The organism is Chroococcus sp. FPU101 (genome assembly GCF_017312365.1).
Classification (GTDB): Bacteria; Cyanobacteriota; Cyanobacteriia; order Cyanobacteriales; family Microcystaceae; genus Chroococcus.
On sequence record NZ_BLJI01000007.1, the window covers coordinates 84,543 to 107,853 of the forward strand.

A 23,311-nucleotide genomic window follows, 5' to 3' on the forward strand; every position below is an offset into this window, starting at 1 on the left:
AATAGTTAACCCAAATCTTAGGTTAAACATAATGTTGGCATGGCATCCGCAAATCGAACCGTTGTTACAAACAAGACAATATGACGCTGTAGCCCAATTTTATGAGGAACAGTTAGAAAAAGAGCCAGAAACTTTATCTTATTACTGGTATTTAGGTTTATCTTATCTCTTAAATAATAATCAAGAAGAAGCTCAAGCAACATGGTTTTTAGTCTTAAGTCAAGCTGAACCCGAAGACATTGATGCTTGGATTACAGAATTAGTGGAAGTTTTAGAAACAGAAGCTATTTGTCAAGAACAGATAGAAAATCTTACAAACAGTTGGTTGATTAGAAGAAGTATCCAAGAAATTGTTCCTAAATATGTCAATAATTTATTACACATAATCCTGCTAGAAATACAGTTAAAACAATTTTTACCTGAACAGTTAGAAGACATAAAGATTATTCATTTATTAGAAGAATTGCCTAGCAAAAATATTGACAATGAATTGTTATTACAAGTTTTAAATAAAATCATAGCTTTTCCAAGTTTAGAAGCTCTTTCTTTTTCTCAAGCTAGTTCTAAACACCTTGAACAAGAAACTTTTATTACAACAATCTCACAACTTGCTACAACTAGAGCTTATGATTTTGGTCAAGGTCATTATGCTAGTGAATTAATTAAATTATGTTTAGCATTTAAGCCAGATAATATAATATTACTCGATCAAATATTTTGGTTTCAGATTATTGATAAAAATTATACAGATGCTTTAGATTTAGCCAAGCACTTTTTTAATAAAGTCACTCGAACTGATTTACAACTTTTCGCTAATTATAAAATTTTATTGGTGCTATTAAATCAAGGTGAATGGCTAAAAATTGATGCGATCGCAAAACGTCATTTAACATTAATTCAAGATTTACTTAAAACAAATTCAATTCAATTACACCCTTTAATGAAAGAAAGTTTAGTAGGATTGACTACACCAATATTGTATCTTCAAGATAACCCATCAGAAACACGGCAGCTACAAAATCAAGTTTCTAATTTATACAGCCAACAATTTTTGAGTGGTAATAATTATTCATATACCTCCTTTAAACCAAAAACACAATCTACTCCTCTTAAAATCGGCTATTTAGGGCATACTTTTCGACGGCATTCAGTAGGATGGCTATCTCGTTGGCTAATGGAATATCATGACAAAAATAATTTTCAAATTCATTTATATGGGATTAGTCAACCAGAAGATGACCTAACTCAATTGTGGTTTTCTCCAAATGCGTATAAAAGTTATCAATTGCCACGAAATCCTCAAATGGTCGCCGATCAAATTCAAGCAGATGAAATTGATATATTAGTTGATTTAGATAGTTTAACTTATAACCTTACCTCTCAAGTCATGTGTCTTAAACCTGCCCCTATTCAAATAACTTGGTTAGGGATGGATGCTAGTGGAATACCAGCTATTGATTATTTTATTGCTGATCCTTATGTCTTACCTGAAAATGCTCAAAATTATTACTCTGAAAAAATCTGGCGTTTAAACAAAACTTATTTAGCCATTGATGGTTTTGAAATAGGAACACCAACTCTAAGAAGGGAAGATTTAGAAATTTCCAATGATGCAATTATCTATTTAACTGTACAATCAGGTTTAAAACGTCATCCTGATACGATTCGATTGCAATTAGAAATTATTAAAGCTGTTCCTAATAGTTATTTACTCATCAAAGGTTTTGCTAACTCAGAAATTATTCAAAACTTATTTAAGAACTTGTCCGATGAAATAGGCGTTGTCTCAGAAAAACTGATATTTTTACCACAAGATAAAGATGAAGAAACCCATCGAGCTAATTTACAAATAGCTGATATTGTGCTAGACACCTATCCTTATAATGGTGCAACAACTACTTTAGAAGTTTTATGGATGGGGATACCATTAGTTACTAAAGTGGGTGAACAATTTGCCGCTAGAAATAGTTATACTTTTCTCAAGAATGTGGGAGTTGATGACGGTATAGCGTGGACAAACGAGGAGTATATTCAATGGGGCGTTAAACTCGGAACTGATGAAAAACTCCGCCAGAAAATTGCAACTCAACTTAAAAAATCTCGTTCTACTGCACCTCTTTGGAATGCTCAACAGTTTACAAGAGAAATGGAACACGCTATAATTTAAAGTTTGTTTTTGCCGAAATTTAAAGTTAGATTTTGCCGACCCATTTTTTCAAAACCTAATAACTTCAATATATAAAATTTTTGGTAGAATTTTTTTTAAAGCTTGAATTTGCCGAAATAGCAAATTTAAAGTTTGACATTGCCGAAATAGTCTAGACTAGCTATGATGTTTTTATTAGTAAGCTTGTTTTAATTTTAGGAGGGATACCCATGCTCTCTGATGCTGAATTTCAAACATGGTGTGATAGTTTGCAACTCTCCCAACAACAAAGAGATTTGGTTAACCAAATTCGGACTTCCCCACCTGCTCGTAGAGTAAAAGGAGGAGGAAGAAACGTTCATGGCCCCTATGCTAGTTCAAAAATGGGTAGAACGATTCAATTCGAGTCTCATACCGTTGAACTACCAGCTATTACTCAATTCTATGAATATGACGACACAGTTTTAGAATATTGGGATCAACCGATTAAATTTAGTATTAAATGCTCACCGCAAGGTAAACAAGCCACCACTATCGGTCATTATCCCGATTTCTTCGTGTTGAGAAAGAATCATTGTGGTTTTGAAGAGTGGAAAACAGAGAAAAGACTGGAAAAACTTAGTGAGGAACAGCCTTATCGCTATCAAAAAATAGAAGGGCAATGGGTAGATGTTATTGTTCAAGAATATCTCGAAAACTTAGGATATTATTATTATCTTCGCTCAGATAGTGAAATTGATTGGGTCAAATATCGTAATCAGAAATATTTACAATCCTACAAGCAAGGGTATTTAAAGCAACTATACATTATTGATGAGCAGGTAGAAGCTAATCTGAAAGAAATTATCATAAATTATCCAGGAATTAACTTTACCACTCTACTTGAGAAGGCGAAAAATGCCACTATTGATGATATCAATACCTTAATCTCTCTTGAAAAAGTTTATGTGAATTTAAGCGAAGTAGCCTTAGTGGAACAAGAGAAAGTTCATTTATTTCGTGACCAGGCTACCGCAATGGCTTACATCACGGCTTCTCATGATTATCGTGAACCCATATCTAGCAGTGTGCAGATGGTGGATCTTAAAGTAGGGTCATCATTTTTGTTAGATGGTAAAAGCCTCACCATTGACCATATTGGGGAAAGCAAAATTATTGTTAGAGGAGAACAAGGAATTATTCGTTGGCAATTCGCAGAATTTGAACAATTAGTCAAATTAGGAGAAATCAGTAATCTTCAGACAGAAAGCCACACCACTTTAAATGAGGAAGGATGGCAATACTTTTTAGAAGCCAGTCCTAAAGCGTTAGAGACCGCAAACTATCGTTATGCAGCTATTAAACCTTTTTTAGATGGAAAACCTTATAATTCTCAAGAAGAAAACCTATCAGAACGAACCTTACGTCACTGGAAAGCCAAATACCGAAAAGCACAACAAGAATACGGAAGTGGGTTTATTGGCTTAATTCCCCAACACAAAGGAAACTCAACACCTCGCTATTGTGATGAGGATTTGGAAATAATTGATCAAGTAATTGAAGAACATTATGAATCTTTTACACAAAAGAACGTTTGGCAGACTTATGAGATTTTGAAGGATAGATGGAAAGAATTAAGACAAATATCTCCTTTGCCAAGTCATACCTTTTATTACGAAAGAGTGAAAAAACGAAACAGTTATCAACAAACTAAAAAAAGAATGGGTTCTCGTGCTGCTAATAATTATTTGGGGCCTTGGTTAATTCGACCTACTACCCCCCGTCATGGAGATCGCCCCCTTGAAATTGTGCATATTGACCATACACAGCTAGATATTCAGTGTGTATGCCCCTATAGTGGCAAAAACTTAGGCAGGCCTTGGGTAACAGGTATGATTGATGCCTATAGTCGGCGAATTCTAGCTTTATACCTCACCTTCGATAATCCAAGTTACCGTTCTTGTATGATGGCTATTCGCATCTGTGTACAACGGTTTGGACGGTTTCCTGAATGGATTGTTGTGGATAATGGAAAAGAGTTTAGTTCTACTTATTTTGAGACATTGTTAGCACGTTTTGAAGCTAGTAAAAAGCATCGTCCCAAGGATTGCCCTAAATTTAGTTCAATTATTGAACGTTGGTTTGGCTCACAGAATACGGAATTTATCAATAACTTGAGGGGAAATACCCAAATCATGAAGCACGTCCGCCTTGTTAAAAAAGCAAATAATCCAAAGAATTTAGCTGTCTGGAATTTAGAAGAATTATATGATTATTTGGCGTTCGGTTATGCTTATGGAGTTTATGATAGTACAGAACATCCTGCTTTAGAAGGAATGTCCCCTCAAAAAGCCTTTGAATTAGGAGTTACTAAAACGGGACATCGCCCTCATCAATATATTAAATATGATGAGCAATTCAAGATTTTAACCTTGCCCACAAACAATAAGGGAACAGCCAAAGTTATCCCTGGTAAGGGAATAAGAATTAATTATCAAGATTATTGGACAGATGAATTTTATAGCGTTGAGAATCAATCTGTTCCCGTGCGCTACGACCCCCTAGATTATAGTGTTGCTTATGCTTATGTTAATAATCATTGGGTGAAGTGTTTATCTAATTATTATATGAGGTTTCAAGGTCATTCAGAGAAGGCAGTAGAGATAGCCACAACAATTGGCAGACGAAAACGCCAAAGCTATAATCAAAGTCAATATCTAGGCTCTAAAGAGATTGTTGATTTGCTTAATAACGCAGAAGAACATGAAGAGTTATTGCTACAAATTCGACGAGATCAATCAGCTAAATTAGTCTATAATTTAATTGAAGGAAAGCTGAGTAGTGCTGTCTTAAATGCAGCAAGTATTGAATACCCTTCATCTCAAAATAATAGAGAAATCGAGAAGAGTATTTTAGAAATAGAAGAAGATGTTTTACCTTCTAGTTTATCTAGAGAAATTAACTTTGATAACATTCAAGCTTTTGCTGAAGAGGAATTATGGTAATGGATAAAGAACGTCGTTTTCCTCAAGAAATTTTACAAGAAACAACAGATAACAAACTTAAGTATTTTAAAGATGTGATTGTTCCTCATCGCAATATAAGACTAATTTTAGAGCAGCTACTAAAGAATGCTATAGAACCAGATGATGCTTTAGTTTATCTGGTGTTTGGCGTAACAGGAGTAGGCAAATCACGATTAAAAGCAGAATTTGAAAAACGATTGCTTAAACATTTTGAAAATGAAATTATGTCCAATCCTGGTAGTTTAGTAGTAGGAGGAATAGAGGTAGATGGTGCTGAAGGAGGAAAGTTTAACTATTCTGATTACTATATTCAAGTTTTGGAGTCATTAAAGGAAGTATTAATCGATTATAAAGAAAATTATACAATTAATTTTGAGAATGATAACGAAGATAATTTGATAGGAGATCACGAAGGAAAAAATGCTAAAGCTTTGCGTCGAACGATGCAAAAAGTTTTCTTACATCGTCAGTTAAAAGCTTATACCCTAGATGAAGCACAGCATTTATTTGATGTGGCAGGAGGAAGACAAATTAATGTTCAAATGAACTGGCTGAAATCAATTGCGAATAAAACTCAAACAGTTCATGTTTTATTTGGTACGTATGAACTTTTAAAATGTCAAGAAGTGAATGGTCAAGTAGGCAGAAGAAGTGAAGATTATTATTTACCTCCCTATTATCTAGATAAATCGCAAGATCAACAAGAATTTATTAAAGTAATTAAGACATTACAGCAGTATTTACCAGTTGAAGATGAACCACAATTAGAGGAACGTTGGGAATATTTTATGGAATACTCAATAGGTTGTGTGGGGATTCTTAAAAGTTGGTGGTATCGCGCTCTCAAAAATGCTTTAGATGATGTGGCTAAAACGGTGAGAATGAAAGATTTTAAAGCGAGAGAATTATCAGCAGGAAGACGCAAGACCATTCAAAAAGAGTTAGAAGCAGGAGAAAGCCGTTTAGCCTATTTATATAACGAAGAAAAAGCCATCAAGCCTGAATTGACTGATTCTCAACCGACAAAGAAAGGTGGAAAGGTTGGAGAACGTAAGGTAGGGAGAGACTTAGTAGGAGTTAATCAAGAGGGATGAGTATTTATGAGGAACTTTGGAGTCCCAAACTACTAGAAATCCCTCAACGAAGTCGGTTATTTAGTCTTAAACCTGTAGGGATAGGAACTCTAAACACAGAAAGCCTCAGTAGTTATCTTAATCGTTTAGCACAAGAGCATTGCTTAACCTCACAAAAGCTCATTATGGGAGAAATTGCACCACTTATTCTGATTAATGAGGACAAGTCAGAGCTATTAACCAAAAGTGTGAATCATTTATTGGGAAATAGTGATGCTAAACCCGCCATTAACGGAATGCGGCAGATGACGAGACAATTAGTAACTGTTTTAGAGCAGTTAACCATGCGACAAGAATTGCACTTTTTAACCCTTTTGAGTTGGAAAGGGTTGATTTATGACCGAGGACTATTTCGGAATAATCGTGCTTGGTGTCCCTGCTGCTTGGAAGAGTGGAAACAGGAGAAGAAAACGATTTACGAGCCGTTGTTATGGTCATTTAAAGATGTGGAGGTATGTTTGAGCCATAAACAAAGGTTAGTTGATGAATGTCCCCATTGTGGTTCTAGCTTACCTGTCATAGCCAAGTCATCGTCATCGGGTTTCTGTTCTCACTGTTATCAATGGCTAGGAATAGAAACAGAAGGAAAAGAAGATATAGAAAAATATCGAGTTAATATTCAAGGCATTGGTGAATTAATTGCGCTAACTCCCCAATTAGAATACAAACCCATTTCAATAGAGTTAACCCGAAAGTTACAGTTAATTTTATTAGTGTTTGAGCAAGCAATCGGTAAGAATTTAAAGTTACTTGGAGAGTTGGGTAAAATGATGGAACAATTAAAAATAGCGACTAAACAGCATCAAAATAAACCTTATCATTTGGTAAAGCTAATAATTCCTGTCTGTAAAAAGGCAAAGATTAGCGTATCACAATTATTTCTGGCTAATTTTAAGGAGTTCGGAGAAATCTTGTTTGAGAATTTTGGCTTAAAGTTAAGATTATAGAAGCAATGTGAATTTCATTCACCAAATTGGGCTATCTAAGTAATAAACACAATTTCTTATTCATCAACTAAAGATGTCCTCGGCGAACCAAACCCCTGAAAATCAAGCCCGTGACCTTATTGACCAAAAACTAGCTCAAGCGGGATGGGACGTTCAAGATAAAAACGCCATCAATTTTAATGCCAGCTTAGGAATAGCCGTTCGAGAGTACCAAACCGATGCAGGATATGTCGATTATGCGCTTTTCGTTGATAGAAAGCCAGTAGGGATTATTGAAGCTAAACGAGACGAAGAAGGACATCGCCTGACTGTTGTAGAAGAACAATCAAGAGAATATGCTGATAGCAAATTAAAACACATCAACAATCAACCCCTGCCCTTCATTTATGAGAGTACAGGAAAACTGACTCGCTTTACTGACCGCCGTGACCCGAAACCTCGTTCCCGTCTCGTTTTTTCTTTCCATCGTCCTGAAACCTTCCAAGAATGGTTGACCCAATCGAAAAGCTTACGGGATAGACTTCCTGATATTCCGACACTTGACCCGACTGGACTAAGAAATTGTCAAGTTATAGCGATTAACAACTTAGAAAAGTCATTTAAGCGTAATCTACCTCGTGCATTAGTTCAAATGGCAACAGGAAGCGGAAAAACCTTCACTGCTATTACCGCCGTGTATCGTCTCTTAAAGTTTGCTGACGCTAAACGGGTATTATTCCTCGTTGATACGAAAAACTTAGGAGAACAAGCCGAACAAGAGTTTATGAGTTTTGTTCCTAATGATGATAATCGAAAATTTACCGAACTCTACAATGTTCAACGTCTCTCATCTAATTATCTCGCTAAAGATGCTCAAGTCTGTATTTCCACGATTCAACGTCTTTACTCCATTCTTAAAGGTTCACCTTTAGACGAGGCAGCCGAAGAAACGAACCCAAATGAGATGGTACAACGTAAACAACCTGTTCCCGTTGCCTATAATCCGAGAGTACCGATTGAATTTTTTGATTTTATTATCATTGATGAATGTCATCGCTCCATTTACAATATCTGGCAGCAGGTTCTAGATTATTTCGATGCGTTTCTCATTGGTTTAACTGCTACTCCCGACCTTCGTACCTTTGGCTTTTTTAATGAAAACATAGTCAGCGAATACACCCATGAACAAGCGGTCATGGATGGGGTGAATGTCGGTTATGAAGTCTATACTATCGAAACTGAAATCACTAAAAATGGTAGCCGTTTAATTGCTCAAGAATTTATTGAAAAACGGGAAAAACTGACGCGTGAGAAACGCTGGACACAAATAGATGATGAAATTGTCTACGCAGGAACACAATTAGACCGTGATGTGGTTAATCCTAGTCAAATTCGTCAGATTATTCGCACGTTTCGGGATAAACTGCCTGAAATCTTTCCTCATCGTCAAGAAGTTCCCAAAACTCTTATCTTTGCTAAAGATGATAGCCATGCCGATGATATCATCAACATGGTACGAGAAGAATTTGACGAAGGGAATGATTTTTGTAAAAAAGTAACCTATAAAGCTAAAGAAGACCCGAAATCGGTGTTATCTCAGTTTCGCAATGGTTATAATCCTCGCATCGCTGTTACAGTTGATATGATTGCCACAGGAACCGATGTTAGACCTCTTGAATGTCTTATCTTTATGCGGGATGTAAAATCACGAAACTATTACGAACAGATGAAAGGACGAGGAACGCGCACCCTGAGCCATGATGAGTTAAAAAAAGTTTCTGGTTCTGCCCCATCTGCTAAAACTCACTTTGTGATTATTGATGCCGTAGGTGTAGAGAAATCTGTTAAAACCGATAGTCGCCCCTTAGAAACAAAGCGTAGTGTTCCCCTCAAAGACCTAATGCAAGGGATAATGATGGGGGCAACTGATACTGAGGCTTATACTTCTCTTGCAGGACGATTAGCCCGTTTAGAACGGCAAGTCACCTCAGAAGAAGCCCAAGAAGTTCAAAATTTGACTCAAGGAGCAAAACTAGGAGACATCGCCCAAGCGTTACTCAATGCGTGTGACTTAGATGTTATAGAGGATAGGGCGAAACAAGATTATCAAACCGATAATCCTACACTTGAACAGCTAGAAGCAATACATGAAAGCTTATCCCGTCATGTTTCTGGTTTATTTACAGGACAACTCATTGAATATTTAGATAATGTCCGCCAAGTTCATGAACAGTATATCGACAGCCTTAACTTAGATAAGGTAACTTATGCAGGATGGAGCCAAGAACAGCAGACACAAAATGAAACGCTGATAACTGACTTTAAAGCTTTTATTGAAGTAAATAAAGACGAAATTACTGCCTTACGGATCTATTATAATTTACCCTATCAACAGCGACCTGTTACCTATCAAATGGTGAAAGAAGTGTTAGATATACTGAAAAAAGACCGTCCTCACCTTGCACCGTTAAGGATATGGCAAGCTTATGCACAAATAGAACAGGTTAGCAGTCAGCCGATTAATGAGTTAACTGCCCTTGTTACTTTAATACGGCGAGTTATTGGCTTAGATGAAACCCTAACCCCTCATGAGAACCGTATTAATCGTGCTTTTCAAACGTGGGTTTTTCAAAAACAGGCGGGTGCCTCAGTAAAATTTAATGAAGAACAGATGCAGTGGCTACGAGCAATGAAGGAACATATTATCAGTTCTTTTGCCCTAGAAAGGGAAGATTTAGACTATGCACCTTTTGATAGTATGGGAGGTTTAGGAAAACTTTATCAGCTTTTTGGGGATGAGATGGAGGCTATTATTGAGGAGTTAAACACTGCTTTAGTAGTGTGAAGAAAAATTCTAAAGAAATGAATAAGTAATAGAATAATGACGGGAACAAACGGAAAAATAGCAGATTTGCCGAAAGGCTGGATACAATTACAATTAAAAGAAATATTTAATCCAAATCGTCCAAAGGTGTCACCTCAAGATTACTCAGAGTTACCTTTTATTGGAATGGAACATATCAGTTCTCATACAATGAAGTTATTGGGAACAGAACAAGCTAAAAACCTGAAAAGTAAAGCAGTATATTTTCATCCAAATGATATTTTATATGGACGATTGCGCCCTTACTTAAATAAGGTATTTAAGCCTGATTTTTATGGCTTGTGTTCTGCAGAATTTATTGTTTTTCCTGAAAATGAAGCTATAAATCCAAAATTACTTCAATATTTCTTGAATTCTGCTAAATTTGTTTCTTTCGCCTCTCATCTTAATGAGGGAGATAGACCTAGAGTTGGTTTTGATGTAATTGGCAATTATTATATAGTACTTCCTCCCTTACCCGAACAACATCGCATCGTGGAGAAAATCGAAGAATTATTCTCAGAACTCGATAACGGGGTAGAATACCTAAAAAAAGCTAGACAAAAACTTAAAGTCTACCGTCAAGCTATTCTAAAGTGGGCGTTTGAGGGTAAACTTACCGAAGCATGGCGCAAAGAACACCAAGACACCCTAGAAGATGCTGAAACTCTCCTCACTCAGATTAAAGCAGAAAGAGAGCGACACTATCAGCAACAGTTAGAAGAGTGGGAAAAAGCGGTTAAAGATTGGGAAGCAAGCGGTAAAAATGGCAAAAAGCCTACTAAACCTCAACAATCAAAGGAGTTACCCCTGTTAACCGAGGAAGAATTAAGCAAGTTACCGAGTTTACCTGATGGATGGTGTTGGGTAAGACTTAATGAGATTTCTGAGAAAATAACTGACGGAGAACATTCAACTCCAGAAAGAACAGAAAATGGTTACTATCTTTTATCAGCCAGAAACATTCAAAACAGTTATCTATCTTTTGAAAAAGTTGATTATATTCCTGAAAGTGAATATATAAGGATAATTCAACGATGCAATCCAGAAGAAGGGGACATCTTAATATCTTGCTCTGGTACGATTGGTCGGATTTGTAGAGTACCCAAAAATATACTATTTACTATGGTGAGGAGTGTTGCTCTTATCAAAATACAACATAATAAATATTTATCAAAGTATTTGGAATATCAATTGCAAGCTCCCATACTTCAAAAAGTTATTCACTCTAAGAAAAAAGCAACGGCTCAAGCCAATCTGTTTTTAGCTCCTATTAGTGAATTACCTATGGCTATTGCTCCTCTATTAGAACAAACTCAAATTGTTCAAGAAATTGAATCTCGCTTATCAATTTGCGACAAATTAGAAGCCACCATCACCGAGAATTTAGAAAAAGCCGAAGCTTTACGCCAAAGTATTCTCAAACTTGCTTTTGAGGGAAAACTCGTATCTCAAAACCCTAATGATGAACCCGCCAGCGAACTCTTAAAACGTATTCAAGCAGAAAACTCCAATGAAACATCAAAATCTTCTCCTAAACAACTTGAATTGGATGTCACATCTGCATGATTTCATTCTTGATTTTTAGAACAAACTTTCTCATACAAACCCATAAATAAAACTTAGCTGATGAATACTGCCTCTATTGTTTCCAAAGTTTGGAGTTTCTGTAATACCCTACGAGATGACGGTGTAGGCTATGGAGACTACCTAGAACAACTGACTTATCTCTTATTCCTAAAAATGGCGGACGAATACGCCAACCCCCCCTACAACCGCCAAAGTGGTATCCCCTTCGACTACGACTGGCAAAGTCTCCGTACCAAACGAGGCTCAGATTTGGAAGCTCATTATCTTGTTGTATTGCGCGAATTAGGTCAGAAAAAAGGGTTACTCGGACAAATTTTCACCAAAGCCCAGAACAAAATCCAAGACCCCGCCAAACTCTACAAAATCATCGCCATGATAGACGAAGAAAACTGGGTGATGATGGGTGCAGATGTCAAAGGTGATATTTATGAAGGATTATTAGAGAAAAACGCCGAAGATACTAAAAGCGGTGCAGGACAATACTTTACCCCTCGTGCGCTGATTTGGGCAATGGTGGAATGTTTGCGCCCTGAACCGATGAAAACTATCGCTGACCCTGCTTGTGGTACAGGCGGATTTTTCCTCGGTGCTTATGACTTTTTAGTCAAAAACTATAGGTTAGACAAAGACCAAAAAGAATTTCTCAAAAAAAGAACCTTTCGAGGTAACGAAATTGTCGCTAATACCCGACGCATGGCACTAATGAATATGTTTTTGCATAATATTGGCGATATCGACGATGAACATTGCTTTATTGCCTCTACAGATGCCCTCATTGCTCCACCTTCTGAAAGCATGGATTATGTTCTTGCTAATCCTCCTTTCGGGAAAAAAAGCAGCCTCACTTTTACAAATGAAGATGGAGAACAAGACCAAGAAGACTTAACCTACAATCGTCAAGACTTTTGGGCAACCACGTCTAACAAACAACTTAACTTCGTTCAGCATATTCGCGCCATGCTGAAAACAACAGGAAAAGCAGCCGTTGTTGTGCCTGATAATGTTCTTTTTGAAGGCGGTGCAGGTGAAACGGTCAGAAAGCAACTTTTACTTAATACCGACCTGCATACTATTCTAAGACTTCCTACAGGGGTTTTTTATAAACAAGGGGTTAAAGCCAATGTCATCTTTTTTGATAACAAACCCGCAGCTAAACACCCCTGGACAAAAGAAATTTGGTTTTATGACTTCCGTACTAATATACATTTTACTCTCAAGAAAAATCCTCTTAAAAAAGATGATTTAGGAGATTTTATCACTTGTTATAGCCCCGTAAATCGTCACAATCGTACAGAAACTTATTCAGAAAATAACCCAGAGGGACGCTGGCGCAAATTCACCTATGAAGAAATTATCACACGCGATAAAACCAGCCTTGATATTTTCTGGCTTAAGGATAAAAGTTTAACCGACCTCGATAACCTTCCAGCACCCGATATTCTTGCTCTAGAAATTCTAGAAAACTTAGAAGCTGGATTGGAGAGCTTTCGTACTATTATAGGAAGCTTGGAAAATAGTTAGACTCAGATTGATTCACACCTCAGTTAAATCAAGGTGGAATTTTAAACAACGCCTAACGGCATTAAGCCACGAATCGCATCGCCTCTCAACGTCCTACACGCCGACGGGCCAGTTGAACAACGCCTAACGGCATTAAGCCACGAATCACTTCTTGCTCTAATTGAAGAATTTTTTCAAGGTTACTTTGAACAACGCCTAACGGCATTAAGCCACGAATCACTCCCAAAGGTAGCCCGTTTGACAATCCGCCCTAACGTTGAACAACGCCTAACGGCATTAAGCCACGAATCACACCGTCACTACTAAATCAACACCATCGTTACGCACTTGAACAACGCCTAACGGCATTAAGCCACGAATCACAGTCAGCAAGCTAAGATTAGATTATGGATTGGGATCTTGAACAACGCCTAACGGCATTAACCACGAATCACATCACCAAATTTTCTACTGAATACCGTAACAATAGCTTGAACAACGCCTAACGGCATTAAGCCACGAATCACCCCAAAGACGAGAACCTTTGTCTGATGAAGGCTTATTGATAATCTTACAAGTATCTTTCAAACTAAGATATCAAAAATGCAAAACTTATCACCTTTTTTTTGTCTGTTACCACTTAAATCTTATTTTTATAAGCCTTTTTGTGAAATTGCAAGCATCTTCTACCTCAACTAAATCTGCATATCGCTTATCTTGTCAATCTTTTCACCATTTCTCTACAATAAATTTTCTTACTATTCAAAGATACTTGTTAAATCGGTGATTTAATCATCGTCCATGCTAAATCAGGAGGCAATAATCTATCTATTTCCTCCACTCGATATCTTAAAGAACGGGTATTTCTTATCCCCACATGGTCAACCCAATAGGGTAAAGTTAATCGTCCTCGATTATCCCTTATCACCCACCGCCTTACTCCCTCTGGATACTCTTCAGAGACAATTTTTATAGTCTTAATCAACTGGTCACTTTCCCCTAGGAATAGACAGCCAAACCGTTTTACTAACTGAGGATAGTCGAACGCTGACTGTATTCTATCCCTTAAACTTGGTTGTCGCTTCTCTCCGTCAGAACGAAGCCAAATCAAACATTTTAGATTAGACAAAATCTCTTGATAAGAGGGATTAACATTTTCTGGATGACTAAAATTAGCATTCTTAAACCGTCTCATCTGACGCAAAATCTGAGACTTTCTAGGTTCAGATAACATTCCAATGGCTATTTCTATCCCACAATGACGATAGATATCCGTTTCACCTACCAACGACAACAACATTCCGTACACCGTTGCTGGAGGAGGAACAGGATAAGTTCTCCCTATTTCTCTTGCATGAGACTCTCGAAAAGTCGCAAATGGAACATCTAAATAGAGAATTAATGGTGTCGTCATTGTGATTTTTCCAACTCCAAATCTCTTTTAATAACCGCTTTTAAAGCTTCAATCAGTTCATTCCGATTACGGTTAAGATGCGCCTTACTAAGATTTGACTGCTTAAAATTCTCCAACTGTTGTAACTCTTCAACAATTGACCCCCCAATCCAAAGATCATCAGGGTTAATTTGACCGCATTCCACCTCACCTATAAAGTCTTTTGTCAGCTTAACCTGCTTTCCTTTCCCATGACCATCACAAGCTTCAAAGCAATAGGAAATATAAGAAGCAAAATGACTCGTCCATTGAAAAATAAAACTATCGGGACAAAAAGGATAATTAAAAATATTACTATTTCCTCCTACTTTGGGAAGTTCCATAATCCCATCTATCAGAGGAAGAATCCGAGAAGGGTCTTTCAGATGAGTAGCGTTAATGCCAAAGTAATATTGGTAGCGGGTCGCATGATATTCCGTGAAATGAAGCGATGTACTATCCTTTTCTCTCCCGCTTTTTGCTCCTAACTTTAATGTCCCATCATAGGGTGTTAACGAAACAGCCATATTCATCCCTAATGCACCCATTCGCTGATTAGGAGTGCTAAGTTTTGTTTGTTTCTTTCTTTTCTTCGTTGTTGAAGCATCCCCTTCTGTTTCGGCAGACTCCAATAAAGCAAACCCAAAAATGTCATCATCTAAAAATTGTTCTGGGTCAAAATCCTCACTGGTTAACCGATTTATATGTTCATCTTCATCCCAAACTCTATTTATAGAATAAGCTTTCTTTTGAAGATAAAAGCGTAATGCCCAGCGAATAGCACTTGAACTGACTAAAGAATGAATTTTACCATACCAATAAACTTTTTGTAATAAAGTTTTATTTCCTTGCCTCATACCATGATTTAAGGATGCTAAACCATAACGAGTAAGGACAGTACCATAAAGATAATAATTTAGAATTTTATTGTCATTATTATTCTGATTCATCATTTACTCCTTCTAGTTTTTGAGTGTCTGGAGATGAATTTTCATTCGTATTAGTATGTTTTTCTTTGGGTTTATAACTTGCTATCGCTAACAAAGACCAAACTCTTAACTTTTTCCAAGAAACTTCTTCTATTATCAATAAAACTCTATCTTTATTTTCATAGAAATACTCATTTAATCCTCCCCTAGCCAAAAAATCTGCTAGGTATTGCTGAAACGACAATTCATCATAGCAACAATTCAACTCTGCCCTTAATCGTTCAACTCTTTTTTCAATGGGAGCTTCTTTTCCTTTGTCTGTCTTAGCATACACTTTAGCAAAGTAGACCGACATGGCGTGTTGAAAGACATTAACGAAGGTCAGACACTTTTCTTTTTGTTCACTACCTTCTACCATAAATTTCACTCCTCTGCGATTGTAAAGTAGCTGTTTGAATAGATATCCTTTTGAATCCTCTACAATCAATTTTTCCCAAAAATTAGACCACCAAGGGAGTCCTCGTACTAAGTTCTCAGCAATCAGTGACCGAATTGAATTAACTGTAATAAGGTTTTTTTTAGAATTAATGTGTTGATAATTGGGCTGAAACTGTTGTTGAACCACTTGATAGGTGATTAAAATATCCTTATCAATATCGATTTCTTTAATACTCATCACAGTTCGTTGATGAGACATTTTATTCATTTTTTCATATAACCAGACTTGACAAGCTTGATAGTAGTTATCGTCTTGTTGAACCTCATCTAAGCTGTAATAAAGTAAACCTGCCTCCTCAATGCTGCTAACATGAAGTTGTTTGACTGCTAATTGTTGTAATCGCCATCGTCTTTGAGAGGCTTCTTCAAAATTATTAACTTCAGGAATTACCACAAGGTAACGATGGGGTTTCCTTTCCTTCAAGTCTTCTGAAGGAAAATGGAGTAACCAGTAGTGACAGACAACGGGAACGAACAATAAAGCGAAAGCATATTCAGGTTTAGCTTCCAGTTTCGTGACTTTCTCCAACATGGCATGACGTACTACTCCCCCTAGATACAACCAACTCGTAAATTGAAGATAATCCTGTTTGAGTTGTTGGGTATTTATCTCGCATAAATGTTGTGCAAAAGTTTGATGAGCGTACCAAAGAAGTGGTTTGTATTGATACTCCACTTCTTGACTTTCAACCGTTAGTTTTGTTTTAGCCTGATTCCCTGCTTTGTAAAACTTATTATGACGCAGGAAAATAGCACATATCCCTTCATGGATGTGGATTTTCTGTTCTAATTCCATTGCATCATTTTCTAATCCTGCTAATTGAATTAACCCCCTATCATCGAGTTGAAAGGATTCTTGCATCAACCATGAGAGCGCAACTACATCACTCCCTGCCCAGAATAATTCAATAGTATCGGGAGTCAACAACCATGAAAGATGTCCAGCACGATTTCGAGAATCAGGAAATTTCTGTTCTAATCGTTTTAACGTCATGTAAAGTCCCGTCATTCCTACACGGTGCATTATCGTTGTATCGGAGGCATCGAGAGACAGGGAAATTTTTGGTTGAGTAGCAACTATCATTGCGTCTCCTCCTCTTCCTTAGTACGAGTTGCTGGAACAAACACCCCGCACATCATCTTGCGTTTCCCCCCAATTCCCCGTTCTTGCAAGATTAAAGAATCTTCTGGGTTGAGTTCACTGATTTTTATACCAAATCCTCGTATTTTAAATTGTCTTCCTTGCTTACTAATGGTGAGTTGTCGCCGTTGGGGAGTTCCATCTTGTCGGGTAAGAAGTTCAATCTTTCCCTGTATTCCTAAATTATCCAGTTGCCGTTGAACGGCCTCAATAAAAGTAGAAGGGTTTTGAAAACCAGTAATGACGACTAATCTAGAATAAAGACTTTCCGAGGCAATCAAAGGTTGATAGTCGGGAATATTTAGTTGATAAGATTCTTGACCGATTTGAAACGTTTGAGCAGTTAAGTAAGGATATATTAAGGGAATTTGTTGATGATGAATGCGAATTATTAAACGAGATTGCTCATTGAGTTCAAGAAAATTGTTGCTAGTTGGAATTCCAGCAATAGGATGAATTCCAATAGAATTAAGTTCATGAAGAGGTGGACAAATACGGGCTAAGGCAGCGTAGATAATATAACCATTATCAAGGGGAATCGGTGCGCCTCTAAGCTTAAAGGTTAGGTCTAAATATTCTTCACTGTTTATATGGGTAGCTATCATAGATGAACAGTGTTAGAAAAATTAATAGTAAATATTAGAATAATTTGAAAGAAACAAACTATAATAGTACACTATAACTTACTTTTAGAATTTTGCAATATCTCAAGTTAATTTTAAGAAAAATTTTAGCTTCTTTAAACATTTATGGACATAAAGCTTACCCAAATTCAACCCTACTCTGAGGATGAGCTATGGAGTCCAGAGAAGTTTCCAATGCCTGAGCGAAGTCGCTTACATCATTTAGAACCGATTGGCATAGGAACTCCTAAAGTTGAGAGCTTGACCAGCTTTGTTACTCGTTTAGCCAACTCACACGAGGTTTTTCCCAGTATTTTATTATCGAGAGTTATCAATCCTCTCCTACAGCAAACTTTTATTAAAAATTATACAAGTAGAGGACTAAAAACATTTTTTAATCGTTCTCATGCTTTAAATGGGTATGGAACTATAGCCACTGATTTTTCAAATGTTATTAATCAATTAACGCTTCATAATCAACTACAATTTTTAACATTAATACCCTTTTCAAATATTTTAGTCACAAAAGGTTTATTACGCCCCTATAAAGCTTGGTGTCCAATTTGTTATCAAGAATGGAAACAAAACAAACACTTGATTTATGACCTACTACTTTGGACACTAAAAGATGTAACAGTTTGTCTGATACATCAATATCCTCTAATACAAAATTGTCCTCATTGTTGTCGTCAAATACATTGGTTAAGTTGGAAATCGAATTTAGGCTATTGCTCATACTGCTCTCAGTGGCTAGGAATAGCTCAAAATAAAGCAATTTCTAACAATTCTCAAATAGTTAATCAGGAAAGATGGATGGTCAATGCTTTGGGAGAATTGCTCGCTAATGCTTATCAGCTATCTTCCTTACTAACTCCAGAACATATACAAAAATCTTTTAATATTGCTGTAGAAAAATACACTGATGGTAATATAGCGGCTTTTGCAGCAATGCACCAAATTCCTAAAAATACTTGTTGGGGATGGTATACAGGTAAAAATTGTCCTTCTCTTTCTGCTCTACTACAAATTTGTTATTCTCTTCGTCTTTCTTTATCTCAATTCTTAATGCAGGATTTTCAACAAACAGCTACTACTCTTAATAAACTAACATTTGAGCGTCAATCTTCTAAAAAGGCACGATTATCGCCTCAAAACTTTAATCTAGAGCTAATTGAAAACACTTTAACTACGATTTTGTCTCAGTCCTCTGAATCATTACCAACGCTCATAGATGTTGCTAAACAATTAAATATTAATCGACGGCTTCTCTCACGACATTTTCCTGAACTATGCCGTCAAATTGTAGATAAACGCCGTCATTATCAGCATCTTTGTCATATAGCTTCTATTGATAAATGTTGTCTTGAAATTGAAGAGGCTATTATTACACTCGGCAAATTAGGGGAATATCCAACAGAAGCTCGTGTATGTGAGCTTATTAGCAACCCTGGATATTTTCGCTATAAGAAGGTTCGGCTGCTTTATAAGAAAGAAGTTCAATCTATTATTAGGAGCTTGTAATGCCTTATCAATAAACTATTAAGACAAATGGTTATAACTTGAGCTTTCACAAATCTAGAGTTACTCGTGTAATATTTGTACTATTAAGTTGTGTCAGGAGCCACGAGTCATTTTTTTAAAGAATAAACTTGCCATCAGCATGAATACTTTTTATTAATTATCTCATAAAATGTAGTTAATCTTTATTTCATTCGTCAAGAGAAATGATAGAATTAATACTACTATATTAAATAAATTAAAATAGAGGAATTTGTAATGTCAAGCCCTCAAACTGGTATCGAATGGACAGATAAAACTTGGAATCCAACGACAGGATGCGACAAAGTTAGTACAGGTTGTAAGTATTGTTATGCGGAGGCAATTACAGAAAGATTTGCACAAACTTTTCCTCAAGGATTCAAATTAACTTTACATCATAACAGACTTAGTGAACCCAAACATTGGAAGAATCCAAGTAGAATTTTTGTTAATTCTATGAGTGATTTATTTCATGAGCAAATTCCCTTAGAGTTCATCGAAAAAGTCTTTAATGTAATACATGAAACACCTTGGCACATTTATCAAATTTTGACCAAAAGACATGAACGCTTATTGACAATTGCTCCACAACTGAAGTGGACAGATAATATATGGATGGGGGTATCTGTCGAGAATCAAAATTATGTTTCCAGAGTGGAATCTCTTCGACAAATACCAGCTAAAATACGTTTCCTTTCTTGTGAACCTCTATTAGGCTCATTAAAATTAGACCTAACTGGTATAGACTGGGTCATTGTGGGCGGAGAATCGGGACTAAAACATCGACCACTTCAACAAGAATGGGTTGAAGATATATTGCATCAAGCTCAAGAAGCAAATGTCGCTTTCTTTTTTAAGCAATGGGGTGGCAAGCATTCTAAAGCAGGTGGTCGTCTTTTAAACGGACAAACCTGGGATGAAATGCCTCAGTCTTGGGAAAGTCATTTACAGCAGTGGAAAGCCAATAATCTTAAGCAAAAACAACTAAGTCTTATTTAGCTTATTGATCTTTCATAAAAAGATAAAGCTATTTTTTCAGAAAAATCTAAGTTGTTTTGTTGATGGCTGTTTAATAATATCATTCTTCTGTAAATCTGGCTTTTTTCCATTAAGTAGCTTGTCGTTTCTTATAACTTCAATATCTCCCTCCATCCTTAAAAAATTAATAAGTTTAACATATTGTTCTCTATTGGCAGGATTTAGCTCCATAGTTTTCTCACATAAATTGAGAAAAGTAATTTCTTTCTGATTATAGATTAAATCTACTAATTGCTGATGAAGTTTTCTAATTGAATAATCATAATTATTTTCTGTAATATCAAATTCTAGAAATGTCTGATTTTCTTCATAATAATCTGTTGTTCTAAAAGTATATCCGTAAATCTCAAAATAATATTGATATGATAAATTATTATTTTGCCAAAATGAGTCTTTGATAACTTGTAATGCAGTTAAACTTTTAGATAGATGGATGAGATAGTATAAAGGTCTAGTATCTCCTTTTGGAACCATAGAAAAAGTAAATGCTTTTTCAAACTTACCTCTTTCTCTAAAAAGTCTCATGGATTCATTTCTTAAATAACACTGTACCGATGCACTGCTTAAATCAGTTATTTTTTTTAAATCGTAATAACTATCTGCTTCAAGAATATCATGGAATGCTTTTTGAAGTTTGGTATCTCGTTCCGTGATAAACCTAGCAATAAAATCAATCATAAATGTATAAAGAATTTCTGATTTAGTCAAACTATGTATCTTTCTAATACTATTCATTGAGACATCAGTCCAACCACAAGGATCTAAAAGAAAAAATGAATGGCCTCTAAAATGCTCGGCTCTCAGTATGCAAAAATCAATCAATTTCTCGAACTCACCGTGAAAAAATTCACATTGTTCGGTTCTTGTTCCAAATTCATCCTTAAAAGTGTGAATTTTTTCATCACACAACTCGTCTAAACCAGCACGCGGCATAGCATAATTTTTAAGATAATCTAAATGCTCTTTTTGATTATCTATAAATATATATTGAACATTAAGAGAATAATTTCTTTGAGATTTTTTATATCCTTCTCTAACTGCTTGTATTATTTTAACTGGAGAGCCATACCACATATCTATCTCTTGAGAATCTTTGTATAGTCCACCTCCACAAAATCCATCTATAAATGTAAAATTAGTTACTCCATATCTACCTTTTCCATATAAAGTATGTATGAGATTGACAATATAAGTCTCTAGAATGTAGTGTTTGGCTTTAGTGTGAGGCTCGGCTTCTGGTATGACGCTGCCATCAGCACTCCAAGCAATATTTTGTCTTCTCATAATCTTCTTTACCAGAGTAAGATATATTAACTAGGATAAGTCTACAAAAGGTTGATAGACCTTAATTTTCACAACAGATATCTCGTTTCAATAACTGATAACATCTATTATGAGCGATTGAATTTTCTATCTTTTCTAATATTAATCCTATTCGACATTTACAAATCAAGCTTTACACATTCTTCATTAAAAATAAACCTATCTATACTGTTCTAAGGTTGTACTCTTAAGCAAGAGGTACATTTTAGTTATATTTTTATCTCGCTACAGATTCGACAACCGAGTTTTCTAGGCTGCCTTTAAGTATGCAAGGTTTTACGTTAAGCTAAATTCACACTGCGTATTGATGAACGATAGAATCTTCACAATAGAGATAGTTAATAATGCACATTATTTTTCTCTTAAATTTTTAAAGCATAATCTTGCCGCTACATTTTTAAGGCATTACTTTGCCGCAACGGCAAAAACAAACTTTAAATGACAGCCTATCAACAAATGTATGCTCAATATATATGGACGTAACTGGATTCGAACCAGTGACCCCATCGATGTCAACGATGTACTCTAACCAACTGAGCTATACGTCCGCACAGTCCATAATCATAGCATACTTTTTTAAATAAATACAAGATGTTTATAGATTTCATACACTTATTTCGCTTTATGGGCCGAGTTTTGCTAAAATAACGAACTGTTAATGAGTGTAGCTACGAAGAGTAAAAATCTTTGAGTCAATCTATCGAAACCCTTAGTTCAGACACTTTGTCGCAGGAACTCGCTGCAATTCAACAGACGGGTTCTAAACGCATTGCTTTACTCGGTACGCGCCATGTTCCCATTACTCATCAACAGTTAATTGAAATGATGACGTATGCTTTAGCATTGGGTGGTAACCGAGTGATGACTTCTGGTGCCACTGGAACAAATTCTGCGGTGATTAAAGGAGCAATGCGGGCTGATCCTAATCTTTTAACGGTTATCTTGCCCCAAAGCTTAGAAAGGCAACCTAGAGAATCACAAGATCAACTTAAACAAGTTATCCATCTAATTGAAAGTCCAGAAAATGATAATCTTTCTCTTGGTGAAGCAAGTTCAATTTGTAATAGGGAGATTATTTCTCGCTGTCAGCAGTTGATTTGTTTTGCGTTTCATGACAGCCATACGCTTTTGCAAACCTGTCACGAAGCAGAAGAGCAACGTAAATTAGTTACTTTATTCTACTTTGATTAATGAATGAATTTATCAGTTAGTGCAATTCTGCTCTATTCTATTTTGGCGGCGTTTATCTTGATCTATATTCCATTTATGGTCGTTGGATATGCTCGTCTTCAAGTAGGATATGATATGTCGGCTCCGCGTGAAATGTTTGATCGATTACCTGCTTATGCCAAACGAGCAAGTTGGGCGCATCAAAATGCTTTTGAGACGTTTATGCCTTTTGCGGCATCCGCTATCTTAGCTTATGTGACAGGTGTTAATTCTAATTTAGCAGCAGGAGCAGCGATCGCGTTTGTGGTCGCTCGTTCTCTTTATCCAGTGTTTTATATTTCTAATATCTCAATTGCTCGTTCTCTAATGTTTGGCATCGGTTCATTGAGTACTTTTACGCTGTTTGTTTTGAGTATTCTAAAAATTCAGTAACTTGAAAATTAAAGGAGGGCTAA

Annotated in this window: 16 protein-coding genes, 1 tRNA gene and 1 CRISPR repeat array; of the genes, 11 read left to right on the forward strand and 6 right to left on the reverse strand. The window is 36.2% G+C overall.

The window, feature by feature from the left end; genetic code table 11:
• The first annotated feature begins 31 nt into the window (after positions 1–31).
• From CFPU101_RS09160 to CFPU101_RS09190, 7 genes are all read left to right on the forward strand, one after another.
• Entirely contained in the window at positions 32–2,167 is a 2,136-nt protein-coding gene (locus CFPU101_RS09160) for an O-linked N-acetylglucosamine transferase, SPINDLY family protein (RefSeq protein WP_206815054.1), read from the forward strand.
• A 209-nt stretch (positions 2,168–2,376) separates the two neighbouring features.
• Positions 2,377–5,130 carry a Mu transposase C-terminal domain-containing protein gene (locus CFPU101_RS09165; protein WP_206815055.1) on the forward strand — a complete coding sequence of 918 codons (2,754 nt, stop codon included), beginning with the start codon at positions 2,377–2,379 and terminating at the stop codon, positions 5,128–5,130.
• Positions 5,130–6,245, forward strand: coding sequence for an ATP-binding protein (locus tag CFPU101_RS09170; protein WP_206815056.1), 1,116 nt, complete (start codon positions 5,130–5,132; stop codon positions 6,243–6,245). The genes CFPU101_RS09165 and CFPU101_RS09170 overlap by 1 nt, the downstream gene beginning before the upstream one ends.
• Complete coding sequence (locus tag CFPU101_RS09175; RefSeq protein WP_206815057.1) at positions 6,242–7,231, forward strand: TniQ family protein; 990 nt, start codon at positions 6,242–6,244, stop codon at positions 7,229–7,231. Before CFPU101_RS09170 ends, CFPU101_RS09175 begins: the two co-directional genes overlap by 4 nt.
• 73 nt (positions 7,232–7,304) lie before the next feature.
• On the forward strand, positions 7,305–10,055 hold the full coding sequence (locus tag CFPU101_RS09180; protein WP_206815058.1) for a type I restriction-modification enzyme R subunit C-terminal domain-containing protein: 2,751 nt from the start codon (positions 7,305–7,307) through the stop codon (positions 10,053–10,055).
• Positions 10,056–10,091: 36 nt separating this feature from the next.
• Positions 10,092–11,642 carry a restriction endonuclease subunit S gene (locus CFPU101_RS09185; protein ID WP_206815059.1) on the forward strand — a complete coding sequence of 517 codons (1,551 nt, stop codon included), beginning with the start codon at positions 10,092–10,094 and terminating at the stop codon, positions 11,640–11,642.
• Positions 11,643–11,702: 60 nt separating this feature from the next.
• Positions 11,703–13,184: a class I SAM-dependent DNA methyltransferase gene (locus tag CFPU101_RS09190; protein ID WP_206815060.1), complete on the forward strand. Its 1,482-nt coding sequence runs from the start codon at positions 11,703–11,705 to the stop codon at positions 13,182–13,184.
• A gap of 41 nt (positions 13,185–13,225) precedes the next feature.
• A CRISPR array of direct repeats spans positions 13,226–13,690; the repeat unit is 36 nt; unit sequence TTGAACAACGCCTAACGGCATTAAGCCACGAATCAC.
• A 248-nt stretch (positions 13,691–13,938) separates the two neighbouring features.
• Here CFPU101_RS09190 and cas5 read toward each other — a convergent pair.
• The 4 genes from cas5 to cas6 are packed head-to-tail and all read right to left on the reverse strand — an operon-like array spanning position 13,939 to position 17,768.
• Positions 13,939–14,577 (reverse strand): type I-MYXAN CRISPR-associated protein Cas5/Cmx5/DevS, encoded by a 639-nt coding sequence (cas5, locus tag CFPU101_RS09195; protein ID WP_206815061.1) that lies wholly within the window; start codon positions 14,575–14,577, stop codon positions 13,939–13,941.
• On the reverse strand, positions 14,574–15,548 hold the full coding sequence (locus CFPU101_RS09200) for a CRISPR-associated protein (protein ID WP_242577846.1): 975 nt from the start codon (positions 15,546–15,548) through the stop codon (positions 14,574–14,576). Before CFPU101_RS09200 ends, cas5 begins: the two co-directional genes overlap by 4 nt.
• Positions 15,532–17,106 carry a type I-MYXAN CRISPR-associated Cas8a1/Cmx1 gene (gene cas8a1 / locus CFPU101_RS09205; RefSeq protein WP_206815062.1) on the reverse strand — a complete coding sequence of 525 codons (1,575 nt, stop codon included), beginning with the start codon at positions 17,104–17,106 and terminating at the stop codon, positions 15,532–15,534. The genes CFPU101_RS09200 and cas8a1 overlap by 17 nt, the downstream gene beginning before the upstream one ends.
• Positions 17,103–17,768, reverse strand: a complete 666-nt coding sequence (cas6, locus tag CFPU101_RS09210; protein ID WP_206815063.1) for a type I-MYXAN CRISPR-associated protein Cas6/Cmx6 — start codon at positions 17,766–17,768, stop codon at positions 17,103–17,105. The genes cas8a1 and cas6 overlap by 4 nt, the downstream gene beginning before the upstream one ends.
• Positions 17,769–17,912: 144 nt before the next feature.
• Between cas6 and CFPU101_RS09215 the strand changes: the two genes are divergently transcribed.
• Both CFPU101_RS09215 and CFPU101_RS09220 read left to right on the forward strand, forming a co-directional pair.
• Positions 17,913–19,307: a TniQ family protein gene (locus CFPU101_RS09215; protein WP_206815064.1), complete on the forward strand. Its 1,395-nt coding sequence runs from the start codon at positions 17,913–17,915 to the stop codon at positions 19,305–19,307.
• 255 nt (positions 19,308–19,562) lie between these two features.
• Positions 19,563–20,324: a DUF5131 family protein gene (locus CFPU101_RS09220; RefSeq protein WP_206815065.1), complete on the forward strand. Its 762-nt coding sequence runs from the start codon at positions 19,563–19,565 to the stop codon at positions 20,322–20,324.
• Between the two features lie 36 nt (positions 20,325–20,360).
• Here the strand turns inward: CFPU101_RS09220 and tcmP are convergent, their stop codons facing one another.
• Both tcmP and CFPU101_RS09230 read right to left on the reverse strand, forming a co-directional pair.
• The gene (gene tcmP / locus CFPU101_RS09225) at positions 20,361–21,647 is read right to left on the reverse strand and encodes a three-Cys-motif partner protein TcmP (RefSeq protein WP_206815066.1); all 1,287 of its coding nucleotides are present in this window, start codon (positions 21,645–21,647) and stop codon (positions 20,361–20,363) included.
• Between the two features lie 513 nt (positions 21,648–22,160).
• A tRNA-Val gene (locus tag CFPU101_RS09230) sits at positions 22,161–22,234 on the reverse strand.
• A gap of 139 nt (positions 22,235–22,373) precedes the next feature.
• Here CFPU101_RS09230 and CFPU101_RS09235 point away from each other — a divergent pair.
• On the forward strand, positions 22,374–22,877 hold the full coding sequence (locus tag CFPU101_RS09235; RefSeq protein ID WP_206815067.1) for a DNA recombination-mediator protein A: 504 nt from the start codon (positions 22,374–22,376) through the stop codon (positions 22,875–22,877).
• Positions 22,878–22,880: 3 nt separating this feature from the next.
• Complete coding sequence (locus tag CFPU101_RS09240; protein WP_206815068.1) at positions 22,881–23,288, forward strand: MAPEG family protein; 408 nt, start codon at positions 22,881–22,883, stop codon at positions 23,286–23,288.
• Positions 23,289–23,311 lie beyond the last annotated feature (23 nt).

Coding starts and splice junctions, on each gene's coding strand:
- CFPU101_RS09160 (WP_206815054.1), top strand. CDS start 32: ATGTTGGCATGGCATCCGCAAATCGAACCGTTGTTACAAACAAGACAA.
- CFPU101_RS09190 (WP_206815060.1), top strand. CDS start 11,703: ATGAATACTGCCTCTATTGTTTCCAAAGTTTGGAGTTTCTGTAATACC.
- CFPU101_RS09180 (WP_206815058.1), top strand. CDS start 7,305: ATGTCCTCGGCGAACCAAACCCCTGAAAATCAAGCCCGTGACCTTATT.
- cas8a1 (WP_206815062.1), bottom strand. CDS start 17,106: ATGATAGTTGCTACTCAACCAAAAATTTCCCTGTCTCTCGATGCCTCC.
- CFPU101_RS09240 (WP_206815068.1), top strand. CDS start 22,881: ATGAATTTATCAGTTAGTGCAATTCTGCTCTATTCTATTTTGGCGGCG.
- CFPU101_RS09165 (WP_206815055.1), top strand. CDS start 2,377: ATGCTCTCTGATGCTGAATTTCAAACATGGTGTGATAGTTTGCAACTC.
- cas6 (WP_206815063.1), bottom strand. CDS start 17,768: ATGATAGCTACCCATATAAACAGTGAAGAATATTTAGACCTAACCTTT.
- CFPU101_RS09175 (WP_206815057.1), top strand. CDS start 6,242: ATGAGTATTTATGAGGAACTTTGGAGTCCCAAACTACTAGAAATCCCT.
- cas5 (WP_206815061.1), bottom strand. CDS start 14,577: ATGACGACACCATTAATTCTCTATTTAGATGTTCCATTTGCGACTTTT.
- CFPU101_RS09200 (WP_242577846.1), bottom strand. CDS start 15,548: ATGATGAATCAGAATAATAATGACAATAAAATTCTAAATTATTATCTT.
- CFPU101_RS09215 (WP_206815064.1), top strand. CDS start 17,913: ATGGACATAAAGCTTACCCAAATTCAACCCTACTCTGAGGATGAGCTA.
- CFPU101_RS09185 (WP_206815059.1), top strand. CDS start 10,092: ATGACGGGAACAAACGGAAAAATAGCAGATTTGCCGAAAGGCTGGATA.
- CFPU101_RS09220 (WP_206815065.1), top strand. CDS start 19,563: ATGTCAAGCCCTCAAACTGGTATCGAATGGACAGATAAAACTTGGAAT.
- tcmP (WP_206815066.1), bottom strand. CDS start 21,647: ATGAGAAGACAAAATATTGCTTGGAGTGCTGATGGCAGCGTCATACCA.
- CFPU101_RS09170 (WP_206815056.1), top strand. CDS start 5,130: ATGGATAAAGAACGTCGTTTTCCTCAAGAAATTTTACAAGAAACAACA.